The following is a 16681-nucleotide window of genomic DNA, read 5'->3' as shown; positions in this document are numbered from 1 at the left end:
GTCGATTCCGCAGATCGGGGCCATGGGCCGCAAAACGAAATACTCTGCTGGCCGGGTGAATTGGAAACCGCCGATCGACCCGGCCCGCGATATCGTTCGGTCGCCGCCGATCCGGCGTCGCCAGCCGATAAACTGGGCGCACTGCCTCCGTAGCTCAGGTGGATAGAGCACATGACTTCTAATCTTGTGGTCGCAGGTTCGAGTCCTGCCGGGGGCGCAGGCAGCCGTGTATTACGTCGGGTGATGCTTGACGTTTCGGCTTCGGGTGATGGCTGACAGTGTTTCGGCTGATGGTTGACAGTTACTTCGGTTGATCCTTGACACTCCCTGGATGAGGGAGTTGAGCGTGGCTGAGCAGCGGTATCAAGCGGTGTTGTCGGTGATTGCCGACGGGCTTTCGGTGGCGCAGGCCGCTGAAAAGGCGAATGTGTCGCGGCAGACGATGCATGGCTGGCTGGCCCGGTATGAAGTCGAGGGCTTCGAAGGGCTCAAGGACCGGTCGCATCGGCCGGTGCACTGTCCGCATCAGATGCCGGCCGAGGTTGAGGCGGTGGTGTTGGAGTTGCGGCGGTCGCGGCCGTATTGGGGGCCGCGGCGGTTGGTGTTCGAGCTGGATAAGCGGGGTATGAGGCCGCTGCCGTCGGAGTCGGCGGTCTATCGGGCGCTGGTGCGGGCCGCCATGATCGATGCCGAGTCGCGGCAGCGGCGGTCGCGGAAATGGAAACGCTGGGAACGTAGCGCTGCGATGGAGCTGTGGCAGATGGATATCGTCGGCGGGTTCCCGCTGGCCGATGGCACCAGCGCCAAAGCATTGACCGGTATCGATGACCATTCCCGGATGTGCATCAGTGCGCACTTGATGACGCGGGAACGCACTCGCGCGGTCTGCGATGGGCTGCGTGCGGCACTGGATCGCTATGGGGCACCCGAGCAGATCTTGACCGATAACGGCAAGGTGTTCACCGGGCGGTTTCATCATCCGCCGGTGGAGGTGCTCTTCGATGCGATCTGTCGCCAACACGGTGTTGAGCATCTGTTGACTCAGCCGCGCAGTCCTACGACGACGGGCAAAATTGAGCGTTTCCATCGCAGTTTGCGTGCTGAGTTCCTCAGCGACCGAAAGCCTTTCGCTACTCTGAAACGTGCTCAGCAGGCCTTGGATGAGTGGGTTGGCTACTACAACACGGCCCGGCCCCACCAAGCCATCGCCATGGTGGCCCCTGCTGAGCGGTTCAGCGCGGGCGCGACCGACGCTGCGGTAGCGAGCCCCTCGAGTGCAGCCGGTACCGATCGCAGCGGTGATGACTGGGTGTCGCGCCGGGTCACCACCAACGGCGTCGTCAGCGTGGCATGGCAGCAAGTCAGCGTGGGAGCCCATCACGCCGGCTCCCGCTGCGACGTGCATGTCGACGGGGATCTGCTGCGGTTTTTCATCGGCGACGACCTGGTCAAGACCGCCGCCCGCACCAGCCGCGGTGAGGTAAGAAACAAACGGGCCTTCCGCAGCCGCGAACAGGCCTAACCACTAACCTGGAGTGTCAAGGATCAACCGAAGACGATCCGTCAAGCATCACCCGAAGTCCAACAGGGGCGCAGGCAGCCGATGCGATGCGCAAGGGCGCTCTGGCGCGTGACATTGTGTCGCAGACCGGCAAAGATACCGGGGAAACCGGGAAAGGTAGGCCAATGAGCCACGAACGTACGATCATCCTCTACACCGCCTTCATGATCGCGCTGGTGGTGGCGTCCGCCGTGATCATCGCGTGGGTCGCCTGACCGATTCACCCGTCGAATACCGTCATCCTCGATGACTGATTCCGGCCTCGTCTTGTTCAGTGTCACCGATCGGGTGGCGCTGATCACCGTCAATGATCCCGACCGCCGCAACGCGGTCACCGGCACGATGTCGGCGCAGTTGCGGACTGCGGTGGAGCGCGCCGAAGCCGACCCGAACGTGCATGCGGTGATCGTCACCGGCGCGGGCCGGGCCTTCTGCGCCGGCGCCGACCTCTCGGCCCTCGGTGCCGCCACCGAAGACGGGCTGTTGGCGCTGTACGACGGTTTCATGGCGGTCGCGCAGTGCGCGCTGCCGACCATCGCCGCGGTCAACGGCGCCGCGGTGGGCGCCGGGCTGAACCTGGCGTTGGCGGCCGACGTGCGGATCGCCGGCCCGGCAGCCCTGTTCGACACCCGGTTCCAGCAGCTGGGCCTCCACCCCGGCGGGGGCGCCACCTGGATGCTGCACCGGGCGGTGGGGCCCCAGGTGGCGCGGGCCGCGCTGCTGTTCGGCATGCGTTTCGACGCCGAGGCCGCGGTGCACCACGGGTTGGCGCTGCAGGTCGCCGACGACCCGGTCGCCGCGGCGATGGCACTGGCGGCCGGGCCCGCGTCAGCACCGCGAGACGTCGTGTTGGCCACCAAGGCCACCATGCGGACCACCGCGAGCCCCGGCGCGGTCGAGGGCGAGCAGCACGAGTTCGCCAAGCGCACCGAGCTGGGCCCGCAGGCGGCGACGGTCGAGTCACCGGAGTTCGCCGCCCGGCTGGCCGCAGCACAGCGCAGATAGCCCCCCGGACTACAGATCCACCAGCGCGGTATCGGGATGTTCGATCAGATCGCGTAGCGCACAAAGGAATTCGGCGACCTGCGCGCCGTCGGCGATGCGGTGGTCGAACGCACACGTCAATGTCATCTGCGGACGCACGACGACAGCCTCGCCCAGGGCCACCGGGCGCGGCTTCAGCGAACCCATGCCCAGGATGGCCGCCTCCGGGTAGTTGATCACCGGCACCCCGTCGTCGAGGCCCAAGGCGCCGAAGTTGGAGACGGTGAACGTCGAACCCTGCAGCTCGGCGGGCTGCAGGCTGCCGGCCCGGGCGTCGGCGACGAGCCGGGCCACGCAGTCGGCGAGCTCACGCGTGGTCTTGCGATGCGCGTCGAAGACCACCGGCACCAGCAGGCCGCGCGGGGCGGCCACCCCGACACCGAGGTGTACACCGCGATGGGTACGGACCCGCGGTCCCTCCGGTGCGTCGACCCAGGTCGCGTTGAGCACCGGGTGTCGCATCAAGGCGATGACCAGCAGCCGCAGCGTCAGCACGAACGGCGTGATCGCCGCACCGCCCGCGCTGCCGGCAAGGCGATCCCGCAGCTGCAGCAGGTTGGTGCAGTCCACCTGCATACTGCCGTGCGCGTCGGGAATCCGGCTGCGCGACAGCGTCATCCGTTCGGCCATGGCCGCCTGCACCGGGCTCGGTGGACGCAGCTCGTCGCCGGACCGATCGCCGGCGGCCGCGCGCACACCGTCGGTGGTGATCACACCGCTCGGGCCGGGTGCTACACCGCCCAGATCGACACCCAGCTCGGCGGCGAGCTTGCGGGCGGCCGGCTTGGCCTTGGGGCGCCCGGTGGTGGCGCAGGTGCGGCGGCTGGTGTCGAAGGCGTCGTCGGCGCCGTAGCCCACCAGCACCGGCGTGCGCCCGGCTACGGCAGTATCGGACGGTGCGACCGCCGTGCCGGTGTCGATGCGCACCAGCGGCGCCCCGACCGCGAGCACAGCGCCTTGCGGGCCGCCGAGTTCGACGATGCGACCGGCGTACGGGCTGGGGATCTCGACTTCGGCTTTGGCGGTCTCGACCGTGCACAGCACCTGGTTGAGCTCCACCTGGTCACCGACGGCGACGTTCCAGCTGGTCACCGTCACCTCTTGCAGACCCTCCCCGAGGTCGGGGACCGCGAAGGTGTTCGGCTCGGCGCTCATGGCACCACTCTCCCCCGCAAGCGGGAGGTGCCCCCACCTCGTCGTTGGCGCTCCGCATCGTCGCGGCGCGGGCTCACGGCAGCTCCAGGAGCCGCTGGACGCTGTCGAGCAGCCGGTCGGGGCCCGGCAACCAGAGCCGTTCCAACCGGGCCGGCGGATAGGGGGTGTCGAATCCGGTGACGCGCAATACCGGCGCCTCCAGTTCGTAGAACAACTCCTCTTGGATGCGCGCGGCCAGTTCGGCGCCGTAGCCGAGGTTTCGCGGGCCCTCGTGCAGCACCACACACCGCCCGGTGCGGCGCACGGATTCGGTGACGGTGTCGAAGTCGAGCGGCACCAGGGAACGCAGGTCGACCACCTCCAGGCTCCAACCCTGCTCTTGGGCAGCGATGTCGGCTGCCGACAGCGCGGTGGCCACCCCGCCGCCGTAGGTCAGCACCGTGACGTCGGTGCCTGACCGGCGTACCGCGGCGCGCCCGATGCCCGGCGCCGGGTGCTCGGTGTCGACGGCTCCGCGGGCCCAGTACCGCCGTTTCGGCTCCAGGAACATCACCGGGTCGGGCGTGGCGATGGCGTGCCGCAGCAGCCAGTAGGCATCCGACGGATCGGCGGGGACCACCACCTTGAGCCCGGCGGTGTGCGCCCAATAGGTTTCGGTGGATTCCGAATGATGTTCGGCCGCACCGATTCCGCCGAACGATGGGATACGCACGGTGACCGGCATCGAAATCTCACCGCGGGTGCGGGTCCGGTACTTCGCCAGGTGGCTAACCATCTGGTCCAGCGCCGGGTAGCTGAACCCGTCGAACTGGATCTCCGGGACCGGGACGAAGCCGCGCACCGCCAGCCCGATGGCGATGCCGATCACCGCGGACTCGGCCAGCGGAGTATCGAAACAGCGCTGCTCCCCGAAGGATTCGGCCAGCCCCTCGGTCACCCGGAACACTCCGCCCTGTACGCCCACGTCGGTGCCGAACACCAGCACCTGGGGATCGGCGTCCATCGCGTCATGCAGCGCCCGGTTGAGTGCGGCCACCATGGTCAGCTCTTCGATACGCGTAGTTGCGCCGGTGACCGGCGCGGGGGCCGGCGAGCGGGTCGGCGGTTCGAGGATCTGGGTCATCAGCGCTCCCTGGCCAGCTCGGTGCGCAGTGCGCGGCGTTGCTGCTGCAGTTCCGGGGTGATCTCGGCGTACACGGAGGTGAACACCTCGTCGACGTCGAAATCGGACGCACCGACCGTGGCGTCGCGCAACTCGGTGCGCAGCCGCTGCGCCCGGGCCGTGACCCGGTCCTCGAGGCGCTGCGACCAGACGCCGGTGTTGCGCAAATAGCTGCGGTAGCGCGGGATCGGGTCGAGGGCGGTCCACCGCTCGAGTTCGGCGTTGCTGCGGTAGCGCGTCGGATCGTCGGAGGTGGTGTGCGGGCCGAGCCGGTAGGTGACAGCCTCGATCAGGCTCGGCCCGCCGCCGGTCCGGGCCCGCTCGGCCGCTTCGGCCATCACCGCGTAGCAGGCCAGCACATCGTTGCCGTCCACCCGGATCCCGGGCATCCCGTAGCCGATCGCCTTGTGCGCCAGCGACGGAGCGGCGGTCTGCCGGTGCAGCGGCACTGAGATCGCCCACTGGTTGTTCTGCACGTAGAACACGCACGGGGCGGTGAACACCGCGGCGAAGTTCAGCGCTTCATGGACGTCGCCCTCGCTGGTGGCGCCGTCACCGACGAATGCGACCGTGACCGAATCCTCGCCCAGGCGTTGGGCGCCCATCGCCGCGCCCACCGCGTGCAGCGCCTGAGTCCCGATCGGAATCGAGATCGGTGCACAGCATTTCGCGGTGAAATCCAACCCGCCGTTCCAGGTTCCGCGCCAGGCGGCCGCCAGGCTCCAGGCCGGGATGCCGCGGGCGATGAACACCCCCAGCTCACGGTACTGCGGGAACAGCCAGTCGGTTTTGCGCAGGCAGGCGGCGGCTCCGACCTGGGCTGCCTCCTGGCCGCGGCAGGAGGCGTACAACGCCAGCTCCCCCTGCCGCTGCAGGTTGATCAGCTCGGTGTCGAACTCGCGGGTGAGCACCATCAACTCGTAAAGCCAGCACAGGGTTTCCTCGGGCAGATCCCGGCCGTAGCGATCCTCGTCGGTCGGCGCGCCGTCCGGCCGCACGAGCTGCACGGGTTCGAGGGCGACCTCGGGACCGGTCATTCCTGGCAGCTGGCCCATGCGAGCCTCCTTGTGACGCTGATCTCATTATGCCCCCGCCCCGGGGCCGCCCGGCTGATCTCGAGCGGTCGACCGAACGTGTCGCGCAGGGATCAGCGTGGCCGCCGGTAGGGCTTCAGGTAGGCCGGCAGCGGGATGTCCGGGTCGAGGTCGCCGGCCGGCTCGGGAGATCCGGCGGTCATCGCCAGCGGCACCACTCCGGCCCAGTGCGGCAGGGTGAGGTCTTCGGGGTCGTCGACCGGGCCGCCGGTGCGCAGCTTGGCGGAGACCTCGACCAATTCCAGTGCCAGCACGGCGGTCATGGCCAACTCGCGGTGATTGGGCGGTCTGCTGTCGGCGGCACGGCCGGACACCGCGTGGTCGGTCAGGGCGGCCAGCGCGTCGAGCTTTTCGTCGCGGTCGGTGACCAGACGGGCGGCGCCCAAGACGACCACCGAGCGGTACGCGAGCGAGTGATGCATTGCCGAGCGGGCCAACACCAAGCCGTCGACCAGGGTGACGGTCACGCAGACCGGCAGGCCCTCCGGCGTTTTCGCCGCCGCCAGCATGGGCCCGCTGCCGCTGGAGCCGTGCAGGTACAGGACGTCGCCGCGGCGGGCGTGGGTGGTCGGCAGCACCACCGGGGAGCCCGCGTTGAGGTAGCCGAGGTGACAGATCAGGCTCTCGTCCAGGATGCGATGCACGGTCGTGCGGTCATAGCGGGCCCGCTCCCGGTACCGGGTGGGGGTGGTGCGCGGCGTGGATGAATACGTCCCTGGCATCACACTGCCTTTCTTATTGTATTAGTGCATACTGTGTATTGTGGTCGTACAATATTCTATCGCCGGTGACGGCGCCGAGTCGATAGCCGCCAGCATCGAACAGGGCATCTCCGAGGGCGCCGTCCCACCCGGTGCGGTGCTCCCCCCGATCCGCGGCCTGGCCGCCCGGCTCTCGGTGAACCCCAACACCGTCGCCGCCGCCTACCGTCTGCTGCGCGACCGCGGGGCCGTCGAAACCGATGGGCGGCGCGGCACTCGGGTGCGCGACCGGCCGGCGACCACGCCACGCTCGCTGCGCGGGTTGACGATTCCGGCTGGTGTGCGTGACCTGTCCACCGGTAACCCGAACCCGGCGCTGCTGCCGATCGCCACTGCTCGGCTCTCGACGCCCAGCACTGTCGTGCTGTACGGACAGCCGCCCATCGCACCGGCGCTGGCCGACCACGCGCGGACCACGCTGGCCGCCGACGGGGTGGCATCCGAACACCTCGCGGTGACATCAGGCGCCCTGGACGCGATCGAGCGGGTGCTGGCAGCGCACCTGCGCCCCGGGGACCGGGTAGCCGTCGAAGATCCCGGCTGGTCCAACCTGCTGGACTTGCTCGGCGCGCTGGGACTGACTCCCGAACCGGTCGGCGTCGACGACGAGGGACCACTGGTCGCCGACCTGACCCGGGCACTGCGCCACCGAGTACGGGCGGTGGTGGTGACCAGTCGCGCCCAAAACCCCACCGGCGCAGCGCTTTCCGAACAGCGCGCCAACGCGTTACGCAGCCTGCTCGCCGAAACCGACAACGATGTGCTGCTCATCGAAGATGATCACTGTGCCGGCATGGCCGGGGTCGCGCTGCATCCGCTGGCCGGGGTGGTGCGGCACTGGGCGTTCGTGCGTTCGACGGCCAAGGCCTACGGCCCGGATCTACGGTTGGCAGTACTCGCCGGGGACCACCGCACCGTCGAGCGGGTGCACGGTCGGCAGCGGCTCGGGCCGGGCTGGGTCAGCCACCTGCTGCAGGACGTCGCCGTGAACATGTGGCGCGATACGGCGGCGACTCGACTGGTGGCCGACGCCGAAACCAGCTACACCGACCGGCGCACCCGACTGTGCGCGGCGCTGGCCGAGCGCGGCATCGCCGCCCATGGCCGCTCCGGCCTCAACGTGTGGATACCGGTGCCCGACGAGACGGCGGCGATCACCCGGTTGCTCACCGCGGGCTACGCCGCTGCGCCGGGGAGCCGGTTCCGCATCGGTAGCTCACCGGGAATCCGCGTCACCATCGCCGATCTGGCGCGCACCGAGATCGAACCGCTGGCCGACGCCGTAGCCGAGGCGGCAACCGGTACCGGACGCGCGAGCGTGTGACGTAGTGCTACCCCGTCACCGCGAAGATGCCGCGCGCCCCGTTTTCGGCATGCCGCATGTCGTGATCCATGAACGGGTAGTGGCCCGGTTCGGGGAAGCTCAGCTCGACGAAACCGCCTTGGGCGGGCGCCAGATCCAGGGCCTGTGATCCTCCCGCCGAATCCCCGGGCCTCAGCAGCCACGCCCCCTCCTTGTAGACGGTGTCGAACTGCGTCCCGACGATGTGGAACGCGATCGCGTCACCCGGTCCGGCGTTGACCACCCAGACCCGCACTCGCTCGCCGGTGCGCGCCGGCAGCGGGGCGTGCATGTACTGGGCCGCGGTGCCGTTGAACATCCAGCCGTCGGGCTGTCCGGCGCGAATCGCCGTGGTCTTGGCGTCGGCATCCGGGGCACCGGCGTAAAGCTGCGCGCCGACCAGCGCATACTCGCGGTCCACGGCCGGCAGTCCGGGCGGGTCGATGATCACCGCGCCGTACATGCCGTTGGCGATGTGCAGCGTCATCGGCGGCGTGCTGCAGTGATACAGCCAGGCGCCGGCCCGCCGCGCCGTGAACCGGTAGACCAGCCGCTCCCCCGGCTCCAGGGTGCGCATCGGCTGGTCGGGTGCGAGCGCCCCGGCATGAAAGTCGATGCCGTGGCCCATCGACGCGTCGTTGATCAAAGTGATCTCGAAGACGTCACCTACCTTGCCGTGCAGCGTGGGGGAAGGTTCGACACCGCCGAACGTCCAGCGGATCTCGCGGCGCCCGGGTGCGACCTCCAGCTCACGGTCCACCGCGCGCAGTTCCACCCGGTGCAGGCCGGGCGTGGCCGGAGCCAGCACCGCGTCATAGGGCGTCCAGCCCGGCGAGGGGTCGGCGGCCAGGTTCAGCGTGGCCGGCGTCGGCAGTCCCGAGTCCTGGCCGCCGCCCGGGTGTTGGTGCCGTGGCACGCCGCCGACGGCGCGGATCGTCAACGTCATCCCCGCGGCGCGATGGCCTGCGATATCGCACCAGGCTTCCCGATCTTGGTTCACCACACCGAGATCCAGCACCGCGGACTGTCCCCGGCTCAACCGCGGGGTGTGCTCGCCGGTGTCGACCCGCACATCGTGCGGCAGTCCGTCGATGTTGGTGACCCGCAGCACCAGGTGCGTCCCGGCCGGCACGTCGATGACGTCCGGGGAGAAGCGCATGTTGTTGGAGGTGACCTCGACGGTGCGGACCGGACCGGCGACGCCGGTGGCACCCGACGGCGCCGGGTTGCCCATCCCCAGGCCCAGCGCCACCGCGACCCCGACCGCTGCGGCCAGCGCGACCGCGCCGGTCACCGCACCCGAATGCGGCTTGATCTTGTCGACATCGATGGGCCCGCGCAGCGCCACCGGCAGCGCCAGCCGCAGGGCCATCAGCAGAAAACTGCCGACCGCGACCGCGGCCAGCACCCAGCCGATCACCGGCACCGGGCCGTGCCAGGGCCCGGCGACCAGCGGCACGGCGACGTTGATCGCACCCACCCGCACCTGCCAGCCCTGATCCAGATAGGCGATGACAGCCTTGCGGACCGGCGGCCCGTTGGCCACCAGGATCGGCAGCAGCTGGCTCAGCGCACCCAGCAGGATCTGGGCGACGAAACCCACCGCCAGCAGCGGCAGCAGGGTGTGCTCCACGAACGCGGGCAACACCTCGACGGAGCGGGCCGAGAGCAGGGCGATCACCTCGATCACGACGGCCACGCCGAGCCAGCCGGCCGCGCCGACCAGCATCCAGGCCGCCGGACCGGTGAAGCTTCGTCCGGGCCACAGCCCGGCGATGGCCAGCCCGACGCCGAGGGCGTACCCCAGTAACCCGGCCGCCGCCAGCCACCAGCTGCCGGCGAGCAGGCCCACGGTGGCGACGGCCAAGCCCGTCGTCAGGGTCGGCAGCGCACGACGGGCCATCGCGAAGCTGCGGGGGGTGATCTTCTCCCGGATCGTGGTGGGCCACAAGGTGAAAAGCGTCCCGACGACGGTCAGCCCGATCCAGCCGTAGAGCATCACGTGCACGTGGGTCGTCCACAACCGCGCATACCACCGGGCAACGCCGAACGCCATGGCTGCGCCGGTTGCCGATCCGGCCAGCAGGGCCACGATGGCGGCCAGATAAAAGCCGACGAGGTAGTCGAAGCGCGCCGAGAGCGCGGACTTCTTCATCGCGATCAACTCGGCGCCGTGAGCGACCGCCACCAGCGCCACGATGGCACCGCCGATGCCGGTCAGCGACTCGGCGCTCCAGGCGACACCGGCCAGTGCCGCGATGACCCCGATATTGAGCAGTGCCAGCTTGACCACGAGATGCCAGTGCGGCGGGTCGGGAACCCGGCACAGCGTCGTGGCGAAGTGTCCCGACCAGATCACGATCGCGTTGGTGGCGGCGCCGAGCAGCAGCGCGTGCACCGGCAGCCAGATCGGGTGCGCAAGGGCGTTGTGCCCGATCAGCAGCGCCACCGAGACGGCCAGCCAGGCCAGCACCACGATGTTGGCGCCCAGGAACACCGGTCCCCGCGGTCCGCCGCGCCGGCGGATCTTGACGGCCGGCGGCTGGGAGGACGGCAGCCCCAACTGGATCATGACCGCCAGGCTACGGTGAGCGCGTCACCAGGAGAAAGTGCCCTTTGACATCGATAGCATCGATCGCCATCGGTTTTCTCCCGGGCGACGTCAGCCGGATCGTCCGGTGGTGACCACCAGGCGGCCGGTGGTCTGCCGGGCAGCCATGCGTTGCAACGCATCCGGCAGGTCAGCCCAGGCGACCTCGGCGCCGACGACGGTACGGATCTTGCCGGTGCGCAGCATCTCCAGGATCTTGGCGTGGGCATCCAGTCCCTCGGAGCGGGCCGGCCAGTTGAAGCCCAGGGTGCGCCGGATCGCCACCGGGTCGTTGACGTAGACCAGGCATACCCCGCAGACGTCGAAGTTGCTGTAGGCGATCGGCCGCGGCGAAAGGTAGTCGCCGTCTTCCAGGGCGATGTCCTGGGCGAAACCGGCCATCAGGTACCGCCCGTTCAAGCCCATGCAGCGGAACGTCTGCACTGCCACGTCGCCGCCGACCGCGTCGAACGCGACGTCGACGCCGCGGCCGTAGGTCAACTCCACGACCTGCTCAGCCCAGTCATCATTGCGGTAGTTGATCGCATGGTCGGCGCCGAGTTCCTTGCAGAATTCCAGCTTCTCCTCGCTCCCGGCGGTAGCGATCACCCGGGCGCCCAACGCTTTACCGAGCACCAACGCGCCGGATCCGGTGCCGCCGGCGGCGGCGTGGACCAGCAGGGTCTCCCCCGGCTGCAGTCGTCCGCGTTCCCGCAGCGCGAACCACCCCAGGTGGAACGGGTAGTGCAGGGCGGCACCGTCGACGTCGCTGACCCAGTCCGGCAGATCCAGCGCGGTCGCCGCGTCCACGATCGCATACGAGGCGTACCCGCCGAAGGCCATCACCGGGATACCGACGATGCGCCGGCCGATGAGGTGTTCGGCCCCCTGGCCCGCGCTTTCCACCACTCCGACCGTCTCCATGCCGGGTACGAACGGCGGCTGCAGCGGCAGGGTGGTGTAGCGGCCCTGGATGATGTCGATGTCGTTGAAGTTGAGGCAGAACGCATCGACGGCGACCCGGATCTCGCCGGGGCCGGGCGCGCGCACCTCGACGGTCTGACGGGCCAGCACTTTGGCCGGGTCGCCGAGTTCGGTGGCGACCCAGGCGTCGGCGGCGATCGGTTGATTCATGATTTCTCCAATGGTTCGGTGACGAAGCGGTTTCGGTAGTCGCGCAGGCGGTCGGCGATCTCGTCTGCGTCCAGTCCCAGATCGGCCGGGCGGTAGTCCACCGCGCCGTAGCGACCGCGGGGGTGGTCGATACGGAACTGCGTCATCGCCTCTCGAGCCCGGGCATCGAGCGGCTGGCCCGCGAGCTCATAAATCGCAGCGACGGTGCCGTCCTCATCGGCCATGAAGTCGTCGAACCGCACGTCGATGGACTGGCCCGCGGGCAACACATCGCGGTCCCGGAGGCACCCGGTGAGAAGGTCGTCGGCCCGATCGAGCCAGTAGCGCGAGATCTTGACCGGATCGGGACGGTCACAGCCCATCCGCATCGCGTAGCTGATCATGGTGGCCATCGACCGGGTCACCTCGACCGGGTCCCGGTGGGTGACAACGAAGATGGCGTCGGGGAAGGTGGCATACAGCGCGGGGAACTGTTCGAGATGCTGCGGCGATTTGAGTACCCAGCGCTGTGGACCGCGCAGCCATTGCAGCGCCTGCAGGGTGCGTTTCAGGTAGGCGTATGACGCTGTTTGGTCATGGGTCTTGTAATGCCGGGCGAATGCCGGTAGGTAGTAGCTGCATTCGAAGAGCATCCCGGAGATGTCGTTGGCCAGCAGCTGGATCTCTTCGTGCGCATGGTCGACGGTCATGTCGTGCATGCGCTTGAACTCGGGCATCGAAGTGTTGATCAGATCCAGGCCGACGGCGCAGCGGTCCCGTCTGGCCTGCGGATCGGGCTCGCCCGGGGTGGCAACCGGCTCCATGCTCTCCCAGTAGGGCAGATAACGCAGTGCCGGGTCGGCGGCGATCAGGTTGTGCAAGTGGGTGGTTCCGGTGCGCGGCAGCCCGCAGATGATGATCGGGCGCTCGATCGCTACGTTCTCGATCTCGGGGTTCGCCGTGATCAGTTGCTCCAGCCGCAGCCGGTTGACCAGGTGGCCGGTCAGTTGCTCGAACGCCATCGCCCGCCCGACGCCGGACAGGTCGGCGTCGTCGATCAGCGACGCGCACAACACGTCGAGGCGTTCCCGAAAACCGTTGTCGCCCCAGTCGTCCAGGCCCGTCCGCTCGGTTGCGGCCTGCAGCATCGCCTCCGGCGTCAGCTGCAGCGCGGCGCCGTAACCGGCCAGTCCGTCGCGCATCGGCGCGGCGGCATCCGGGAAAACCGGGGCGGCCAGGTCCTCGAGCCGGATGGGCGCCGGCCTGGTGACGCTCACGAGGCCAGCTCCGCGACGTCGACGACCCGGCAGCTCAGCGGCTCCGGCGTTTTCTCCGGCAGCAACCAGCGCAACCAGATCAGGCCCTTCGACCGGCCGGCCGTCGACACCCAGTTCGGGTGTCCCGGATCGGTCTCGCTGATGACGATCTGCCAGGACCCGTCGGGTGCGTAGGTGACGTGCGCGCCGTTGATCGTGACCCGCTCGCGGGTGTAGTCGTAAGTGTGCAGGAACGGATTCCACAGGCACAGGTTCCAGAACACACACTCCGGCGAGGTTCCGTCGATGACCAGCGCCTGGCCCGGTTGCAGTTCGTAGGCGCCCATCGAATAGGCGGCGTCGCCGGCCGCCCAGCCCACGGTGCGACTCGGCACGGGGTAGGGCTCCTGCAGCACGTTGGCCGGCAGCCGCACCGGCGCCATGGCGGCCTGTTCACGAATCCAGGTCCGTGCCGCGCGCATCCGCCGGCTCAGGTCGGCCCGGCTGTCGGGGCGTCGCGGCGTGTCATCAAGCGCCTCGATCTTCCATTGGACCCGTCGGTCGGTTCCGGGGTCGGTGAGGTAGTCGCGGGTCAGGATGAACACGGCGTCGGGCTCCAGCTTGAGCCGATGTCCTTGCTGTTCTTGGGCGCTGATGACGAACTCGAAGTTTCCGTCGACGTCGCAGCCCAGGTCACGATCGTTGATCGTGTCGATGATGCGGTCGCTGTAGCGGCCGTCATCGGGGCCGCCGTAGACGGTCATGGACAGATAGACCGCGTCGCCGCGGTTGCCGGTAACCCGGTAGCTGCGGCTCGGGTCGATCGGCGCCAGCTGGTAGAAGGCATCCGAATTGTCGCCACCCCACTTGAGGTAGGGACCGATCACGTCGACCAGGATCGGCTTGTCCGCATCGCCCCAGATGTAGGCCTCAGAGGCGACGCGCAGCAGGCTCAACGCCCACCGGTAGCCGTCGAGGACGTCGGCCTCCTCCAGCGGCGGGTCGGCGGTCAGCAGGCGCTGCTCGACGGCACGGACCTCGTCGAGCAACCCGCAGAATGCGTCCGACAACTCATCACTCATCCCGGTTCTCCTTTTGTCGAATTCCCTGTAGCAGCAAGGCGCACAGCCGCTCGGCGGCGGCGTCGACGGTTTCAGTGGCCAAGACTTGGGCAATGTAGAAACTGGTGCCCACCAGTGCGTCATACGCGATCTCGATATCGACGCCCGCGTCGACCACACCTTGGTCGATGCCGGCGCGGACCAGCGCGGCGAACGCGGTGCGGGTGGTCTCATCGAGCAGCTCTTGGGTGCGGATGAATAGTTCCGGGTCGCGGTGCCGATCGGCCAAAATACCCAGCGCCGCGGCGGCCACCTCCGGTGAGCGCCAGAACTCGAACACGCCGGCGACGAATTGACGCAGGTCGGCTTCGAAGTCGCCTGAGCTGGCCAGCACGTCACCGACCTCGGCGGCACCGAAAACCGCGTCGAACACCAGATGCGTCTTCGACGGCCAGCGCCGGTAGACGGTGGGGCGGCTGACGTCTGCCTCGCGGGCGATCGCCTCGATGGAGACCTGGTCGTAGCCGTCACGGGCCAGCAGCCGACGGGTGGCCTCGGTGATGGCACGCTCGGTGCGGGGATCGCGCGGACGTCCGCGACCGGCCGGGGCCGAGTCCGGGCCCGCCGTCACTGTCGCATCCGTTGTCGGCGACTCACGCCCTAAACAATTACATTACGTAACGTAATTAGTCAACGGTGATTGCGAGCTGCCCGACTGCGCAGTTCAGAAGGCATAGCGGTGGTACTGCGACATGTTCGCCACCGCCGGAATCAGTGACATCGCCTTGCCCAGCGCCCGGTAGCGACGCGGAAGCTTCCCGTAGGTGTCCGACTCGAACCAGCGCACCCACTCCAACAGCCGCACGCCCGGGATTGCGGCCAGGATCTCGCGGGGCTCGTTGATCCCCCACTGCAGCGTCGCCCCGGAGCGGCGTACCACAGCGTTGGCCCACTGGGTCTTGATGCCCAACCGGTTGAAGGCATCGAACTGCAACTCACCGCTCGGAGCGTGCTCGACCACTCGGCGCAGCAACGCCACGCCGTCGGTTCCGCTGAGATACATGGTCAGGCCTTCGCCGAGCATCAATGTCGGTCGGTCGGTGGGGATTTCGGCGAACCACGCCGGGTCGGTGACCGACGCCGCCACCACATGGTTGTGGGCTCGCTCGGGAAGCAGTTGCCGGCGCAGCTCGGCCACATCCGGATAGTCGATGTCATACCAGTCGACTCCGTCGCCGGGTTGCAGCCGGAAGTATCGGGCATCGAGCCCGCAGCCCACGTGCAGGACAACGGCGTTCGGGTTGGCCGCCAAGAATCGGCGGGCCCACTCATCGAAGTGCGCGGCACGGGTCGTCACCGACGGCGAGCGGGCCGCGGTGATCGTCGTCTTACTCCAGTCGTAGTCGATGCGCCCGACCACCTCTTTGGCGTAGCGATCCCCCAGGATCGGTTCGGAAAGGTCGGCATCCAGCGCTTTGGCGTACAGCGTCGCGAGCATGGTCTGCGGGGCCCCGCTGAGATCCACCCGCGCCTTGTCGGAGGTCATGAACTTCGAGGCTAGCGGCGCTACCGGCCGGACGAAGCGAACTGAACACCGCCCGGTGTGGCGTTCAGTCCCCGGTCGTTACCCACTGCCGTTCAACGGCTTTGACCAGCGCCGTCAGCGTTGCATTGACCGGGGCCTGCTCGCCGACCTGCGTGGCCTGGCGCAGCACCGCACCGTTGATCACGTCGATTTCGCTGACCCGGCGGGCCTGGTGGTCCAGCAGTGCAGACGGTTTGGCATCCGGCATCTGTGCCCCGAAGGCCCGGACGTGGGCGATCGGGTCGGACACGGCGATGCCGATCCCGGCGGCGCGGGCCACCGTCCAGGCTTCGGTTGCCGCGGCACGGCTCACCGGCCCCACGTCGGCGTCGTCCATGACCTGCCCCACCGTCATGCCGGTCAGCGCGCACGGTGCGCTGTAGGCGACGTTGCAGATCAGCTTCTCCCACTGCATGGCGGCGATGTCGGCGACCGCGGCCGCGTCGAATCCGGCGTCGGCCCACACTTGAGCGATCCGATCGACGGTCGAAAAGGGCAGCGCCGCATAGCCGCCGAATCGGACGGCGCGCATCGCGTTGTGGTGCACATGCCCCGGCGCGGGGCGCGAGGCCCCGAAACCACTGGCGATACCCACCGCTACCCGCTCGGCTCCGACGATGCCGGCGACAGTGTCGGCCGATCCCAAGCCGTTCTGGATCGTCAGCACCGGCGTGCTGTCGGCGAGCAGCGGCAACGCCTGGGCGGCCCCGGCGCCGACGTCGGCGGCTTTGACCGCCAGCACCACCAGGTCCATCGGCTCGCTCGGCGCCACGGTGGCCGCCCGCATGGCCACCAGCTGGTCGGGGTACGGCCCGCTGATCCGCAGGCCGTCGGCATTGATGGCGTGGACATGCTCGGCGGATCGGTCGATGGCCAGTACGTCGTTGCCGGCCGCCGCCAGCCTGCCGGCGTAAATCGAACCCATGGCACCGCATCCGATGACCGCGATCTTCATCT

The 16681-nt window shown here is 68.8% G+C and carries 14 protein-coding genes and 1 tRNA gene; 4 read left to right on the top strand and 11 right to left on the bottom strand.

Translation table 11 applies throughout. The features are described from left to right. Positions 1-143: 143 nt before the first annotated feature. The 3 genes from AC5Y31_RS04040 (at position 144) to AC5Y31_RS04030 (ending at position 2566) form a co-directional block, all read left to right on the top strand. Positions 144-217 (top strand) — tRNA-Arg (locus AC5Y31_RS04040). Between the two features lie 114 nt (positions 218-331). Further along, positions 332-1522, top strand: coding sequence for an IS481 family transposase (locus AC5Y31_RS04035; RefSeq protein ID WP_499978248.1), 1191 nt, complete (start codon positions 332-334; stop codon positions 1520-1522). A 285-nt stretch (positions 1523-1807) separates the two neighbouring features. Further along, positions 1808-2566, top strand: coding sequence for an enoyl-CoA hydratase (locus AC5Y31_RS04030; protein ID WP_065025087.1), 759 nt, complete (start codon positions 1808-1810; stop codon positions 2564-2566). A gap of 9 nt (positions 2567-2575) precedes the next feature. Here AC5Y31_RS04030 and AC5Y31_RS04025 read toward each other — a convergent pair whose 3' ends face one another. The 4 genes from AC5Y31_RS04025 to AC5Y31_RS04010 form a co-directional block, all read right to left on the bottom strand. Continuing rightward, complete coding sequence (locus AC5Y31_RS04025) at positions 2576-3760, bottom strand: dihydrolipoamide acetyltransferase family protein (protein WP_499978245.1); 1185 nt, start codon at positions 3758-3760, stop codon at positions 2576-2578. A 73-nt stretch (positions 3761-3833) separates the two neighbouring features. Further along, on the bottom strand, positions 3834-4883 hold the full coding sequence (locus tag AC5Y31_RS04020; RefSeq protein WP_499978243.1) for an alpha-ketoacid dehydrogenase subunit beta: 1050 nt from the start codon (positions 4881-4883) through the stop codon (positions 3834-3836). After that, complete coding sequence (gene pdhA / locus AC5Y31_RS04015) at positions 4883-5977, bottom strand: pyruvate dehydrogenase (acetyl-transferring) E1 component subunit alpha (RefSeq protein WP_499978241.1); 1095 nt, start codon at positions 5975-5977, stop codon at positions 4883-4885. The genes AC5Y31_RS04020 and pdhA overlap by 1 nt, the downstream gene beginning before the upstream one ends. Positions 5978-6069: 92 nt before the next feature. Next, on the bottom strand, positions 6070-6738 hold the full coding sequence (locus AC5Y31_RS04010) for a pyridoxamine 5'-phosphate oxidase family protein (RefSeq protein ID WP_499978239.1): 669 nt from the start codon (positions 6736-6738) through the stop codon (positions 6070-6072). Between the two features lie 40 nt (positions 6739-6778). Here AC5Y31_RS04010 and AC5Y31_RS04005 point away from each other — a divergent pair, with 40 nt between their 5' ends. Then, on the top strand, positions 6779-8101 hold the full coding sequence (locus tag AC5Y31_RS04005) for an aminotransferase class I/II-fold pyridoxal phosphate-dependent enzyme (RefSeq protein ID WP_499978237.1): 1323 nt from the start codon (positions 6779-6781) through the stop codon (positions 8099-8101). 7 nt (positions 8102-8108) lie between these two features. On the opposite strand, the gene AC5Y31_RS04000 is transcribed toward AC5Y31_RS04005, so the two are convergent. The 7 genes from AC5Y31_RS04000 to AC5Y31_RS03970 all read right to left on the bottom strand — a co-directional run bounded on the left by AC5Y31_RS04000 (position 8109) and on the right by AC5Y31_RS03970 (position 16679). Continuing rightward, positions 8109-10691, bottom strand: coding sequence for a multicopper oxidase domain-containing protein (locus AC5Y31_RS04000; protein ID WP_499978235.1), 2583 nt, complete (start codon positions 10689-10691; stop codon positions 8109-8111). Between the two features lie 90 nt (positions 10692-10781). Further along, positions 10782-11843 (bottom strand): NADPH:quinone oxidoreductase family protein, encoded by a 1062-nt coding sequence (locus AC5Y31_RS03995; RefSeq protein WP_065025081.1) that lies wholly within the window; start codon positions 11841-11843, stop codon positions 10782-10784. Further along, positions 11840-13099 (bottom strand): sulfotransferase family protein, encoded by a 1260-nt coding sequence (locus AC5Y31_RS03990; protein ID WP_499978233.1) that lies wholly within the window; start codon positions 13097-13099, stop codon positions 11840-11842. The genes AC5Y31_RS03995 and AC5Y31_RS03990 overlap by 4 nt, the downstream gene beginning before the upstream one ends. Beyond that, on the bottom strand, positions 13096-14160 hold the full coding sequence (locus AC5Y31_RS03985) for a DUF1214 domain-containing protein (RefSeq protein ID WP_499978231.1): 1065 nt from the start codon (positions 14158-14160) through the stop codon (positions 13096-13098). The genes AC5Y31_RS03990 and AC5Y31_RS03985 overlap by 4 nt, the downstream gene beginning before the upstream one ends. Next, a complete protein-coding gene (locus tag AC5Y31_RS03980; RefSeq protein ID WP_499978229.1) occupies positions 14153-14770 on the bottom strand; it encodes a TetR/AcrR family transcriptional regulator in 618 nt (205 codons plus the stop codon). Before AC5Y31_RS03980 ends, AC5Y31_RS03985 begins: the two co-directional genes overlap by 8 nt. Positions 14771-14863: 93 nt before the next feature. Continuing rightward, positions 14864-15685, bottom strand: a complete 822-nt coding sequence (locus tag AC5Y31_RS03975) for a class I SAM-dependent methyltransferase (RefSeq protein WP_499978228.1) — start codon at positions 15683-15685, stop codon at positions 14864-14866. Positions 15686-15749: 64 nt separating this feature from the next. Next, entirely contained in the window at positions 15750-16679 is a 930-nt protein-coding gene (locus AC5Y31_RS03970; protein ID WP_499978227.1) for a ketopantoate reductase family protein, read from the bottom strand. Between the last annotated feature and the right edge of the window lie 2 nt (positions 16680-16681).

The organism is Mycobacterium sp. NGS18 (genome assembly GCF_059813185.1).
The sequence above is the reverse complement of the archived record's forward strand: the minus strand, read 5'-3'. Positions and strand labels throughout refer to the sequence as shown.

Coding starts and splice junctions, on each gene's coding strand:
- AC5Y31_RS04010 (WP_499978239.1), bottom strand. CDS start 6,738: ATGCCAGGGACGTATTCATCCACGCCGCGCACCACCCCCACCCGGTAC.
- AC5Y31_RS04000 (WP_499978235.1), bottom strand. CDS start 10,691: ATGATCCAGTTGGGGCTGCCGTCCTCCCAGCCGCCGGCCGTCAAGATC.
- AC5Y31_RS03970 (WP_499978227.1), bottom strand. CDS start 16,679: ATGAAGATCGCGGTCATCGGATGCGGTGCCATGGGTTCGATTTACGCC.
- AC5Y31_RS03995 (WP_065025081.1), bottom strand. CDS start 11,843: ATGAATCAACCGATCGCCGCCGACGCCTGGGTCGCCACCGAACTCGGC.
- AC5Y31_RS03985 (WP_499978231.1), bottom strand. CDS start 14,160: ATGAGTGATGAGTTGTCGGACGCATTCTGCGGGTTGCTCGACGAGGTC.
- AC5Y31_RS04035 (WP_499978248.1), top strand. CDS start 332: ATGAGGGAGTTGAGCGTGGCTGAGCAGCGGTATCAAGCGGTGTTGTCG.
- AC5Y31_RS04020 (WP_499978243.1), bottom strand. CDS start 4,883: ATGACCCAGATCCTCGAACCGCCGACCCGCTCGCCGGCCCCCGCGCCG.
- AC5Y31_RS04025 (WP_499978245.1), bottom strand. CDS start 3,760: ATGAGCGCCGAGCCGAACACCTTCGCGGTCCCCGACCTCGGGGAGGGT.
- AC5Y31_RS03975 (WP_499978228.1), bottom strand. CDS start 15,685: ATGACCTCCGACAAGGCGCGGGTGGATCTCAGCGGGGCCCCGCAGACC.
- pdhA (WP_499978241.1), bottom strand. CDS start 5,977: ATGGGCCAGCTGCCAGGAATGACCGGTCCCGAGGTCGCCCTCGAACCC.
- AC5Y31_RS04030 (WP_065025087.1), top strand. CDS start 1,808: ATGACTGATTCCGGCCTCGTCTTGTTCAGTGTCACCGATCGGGTGGCG.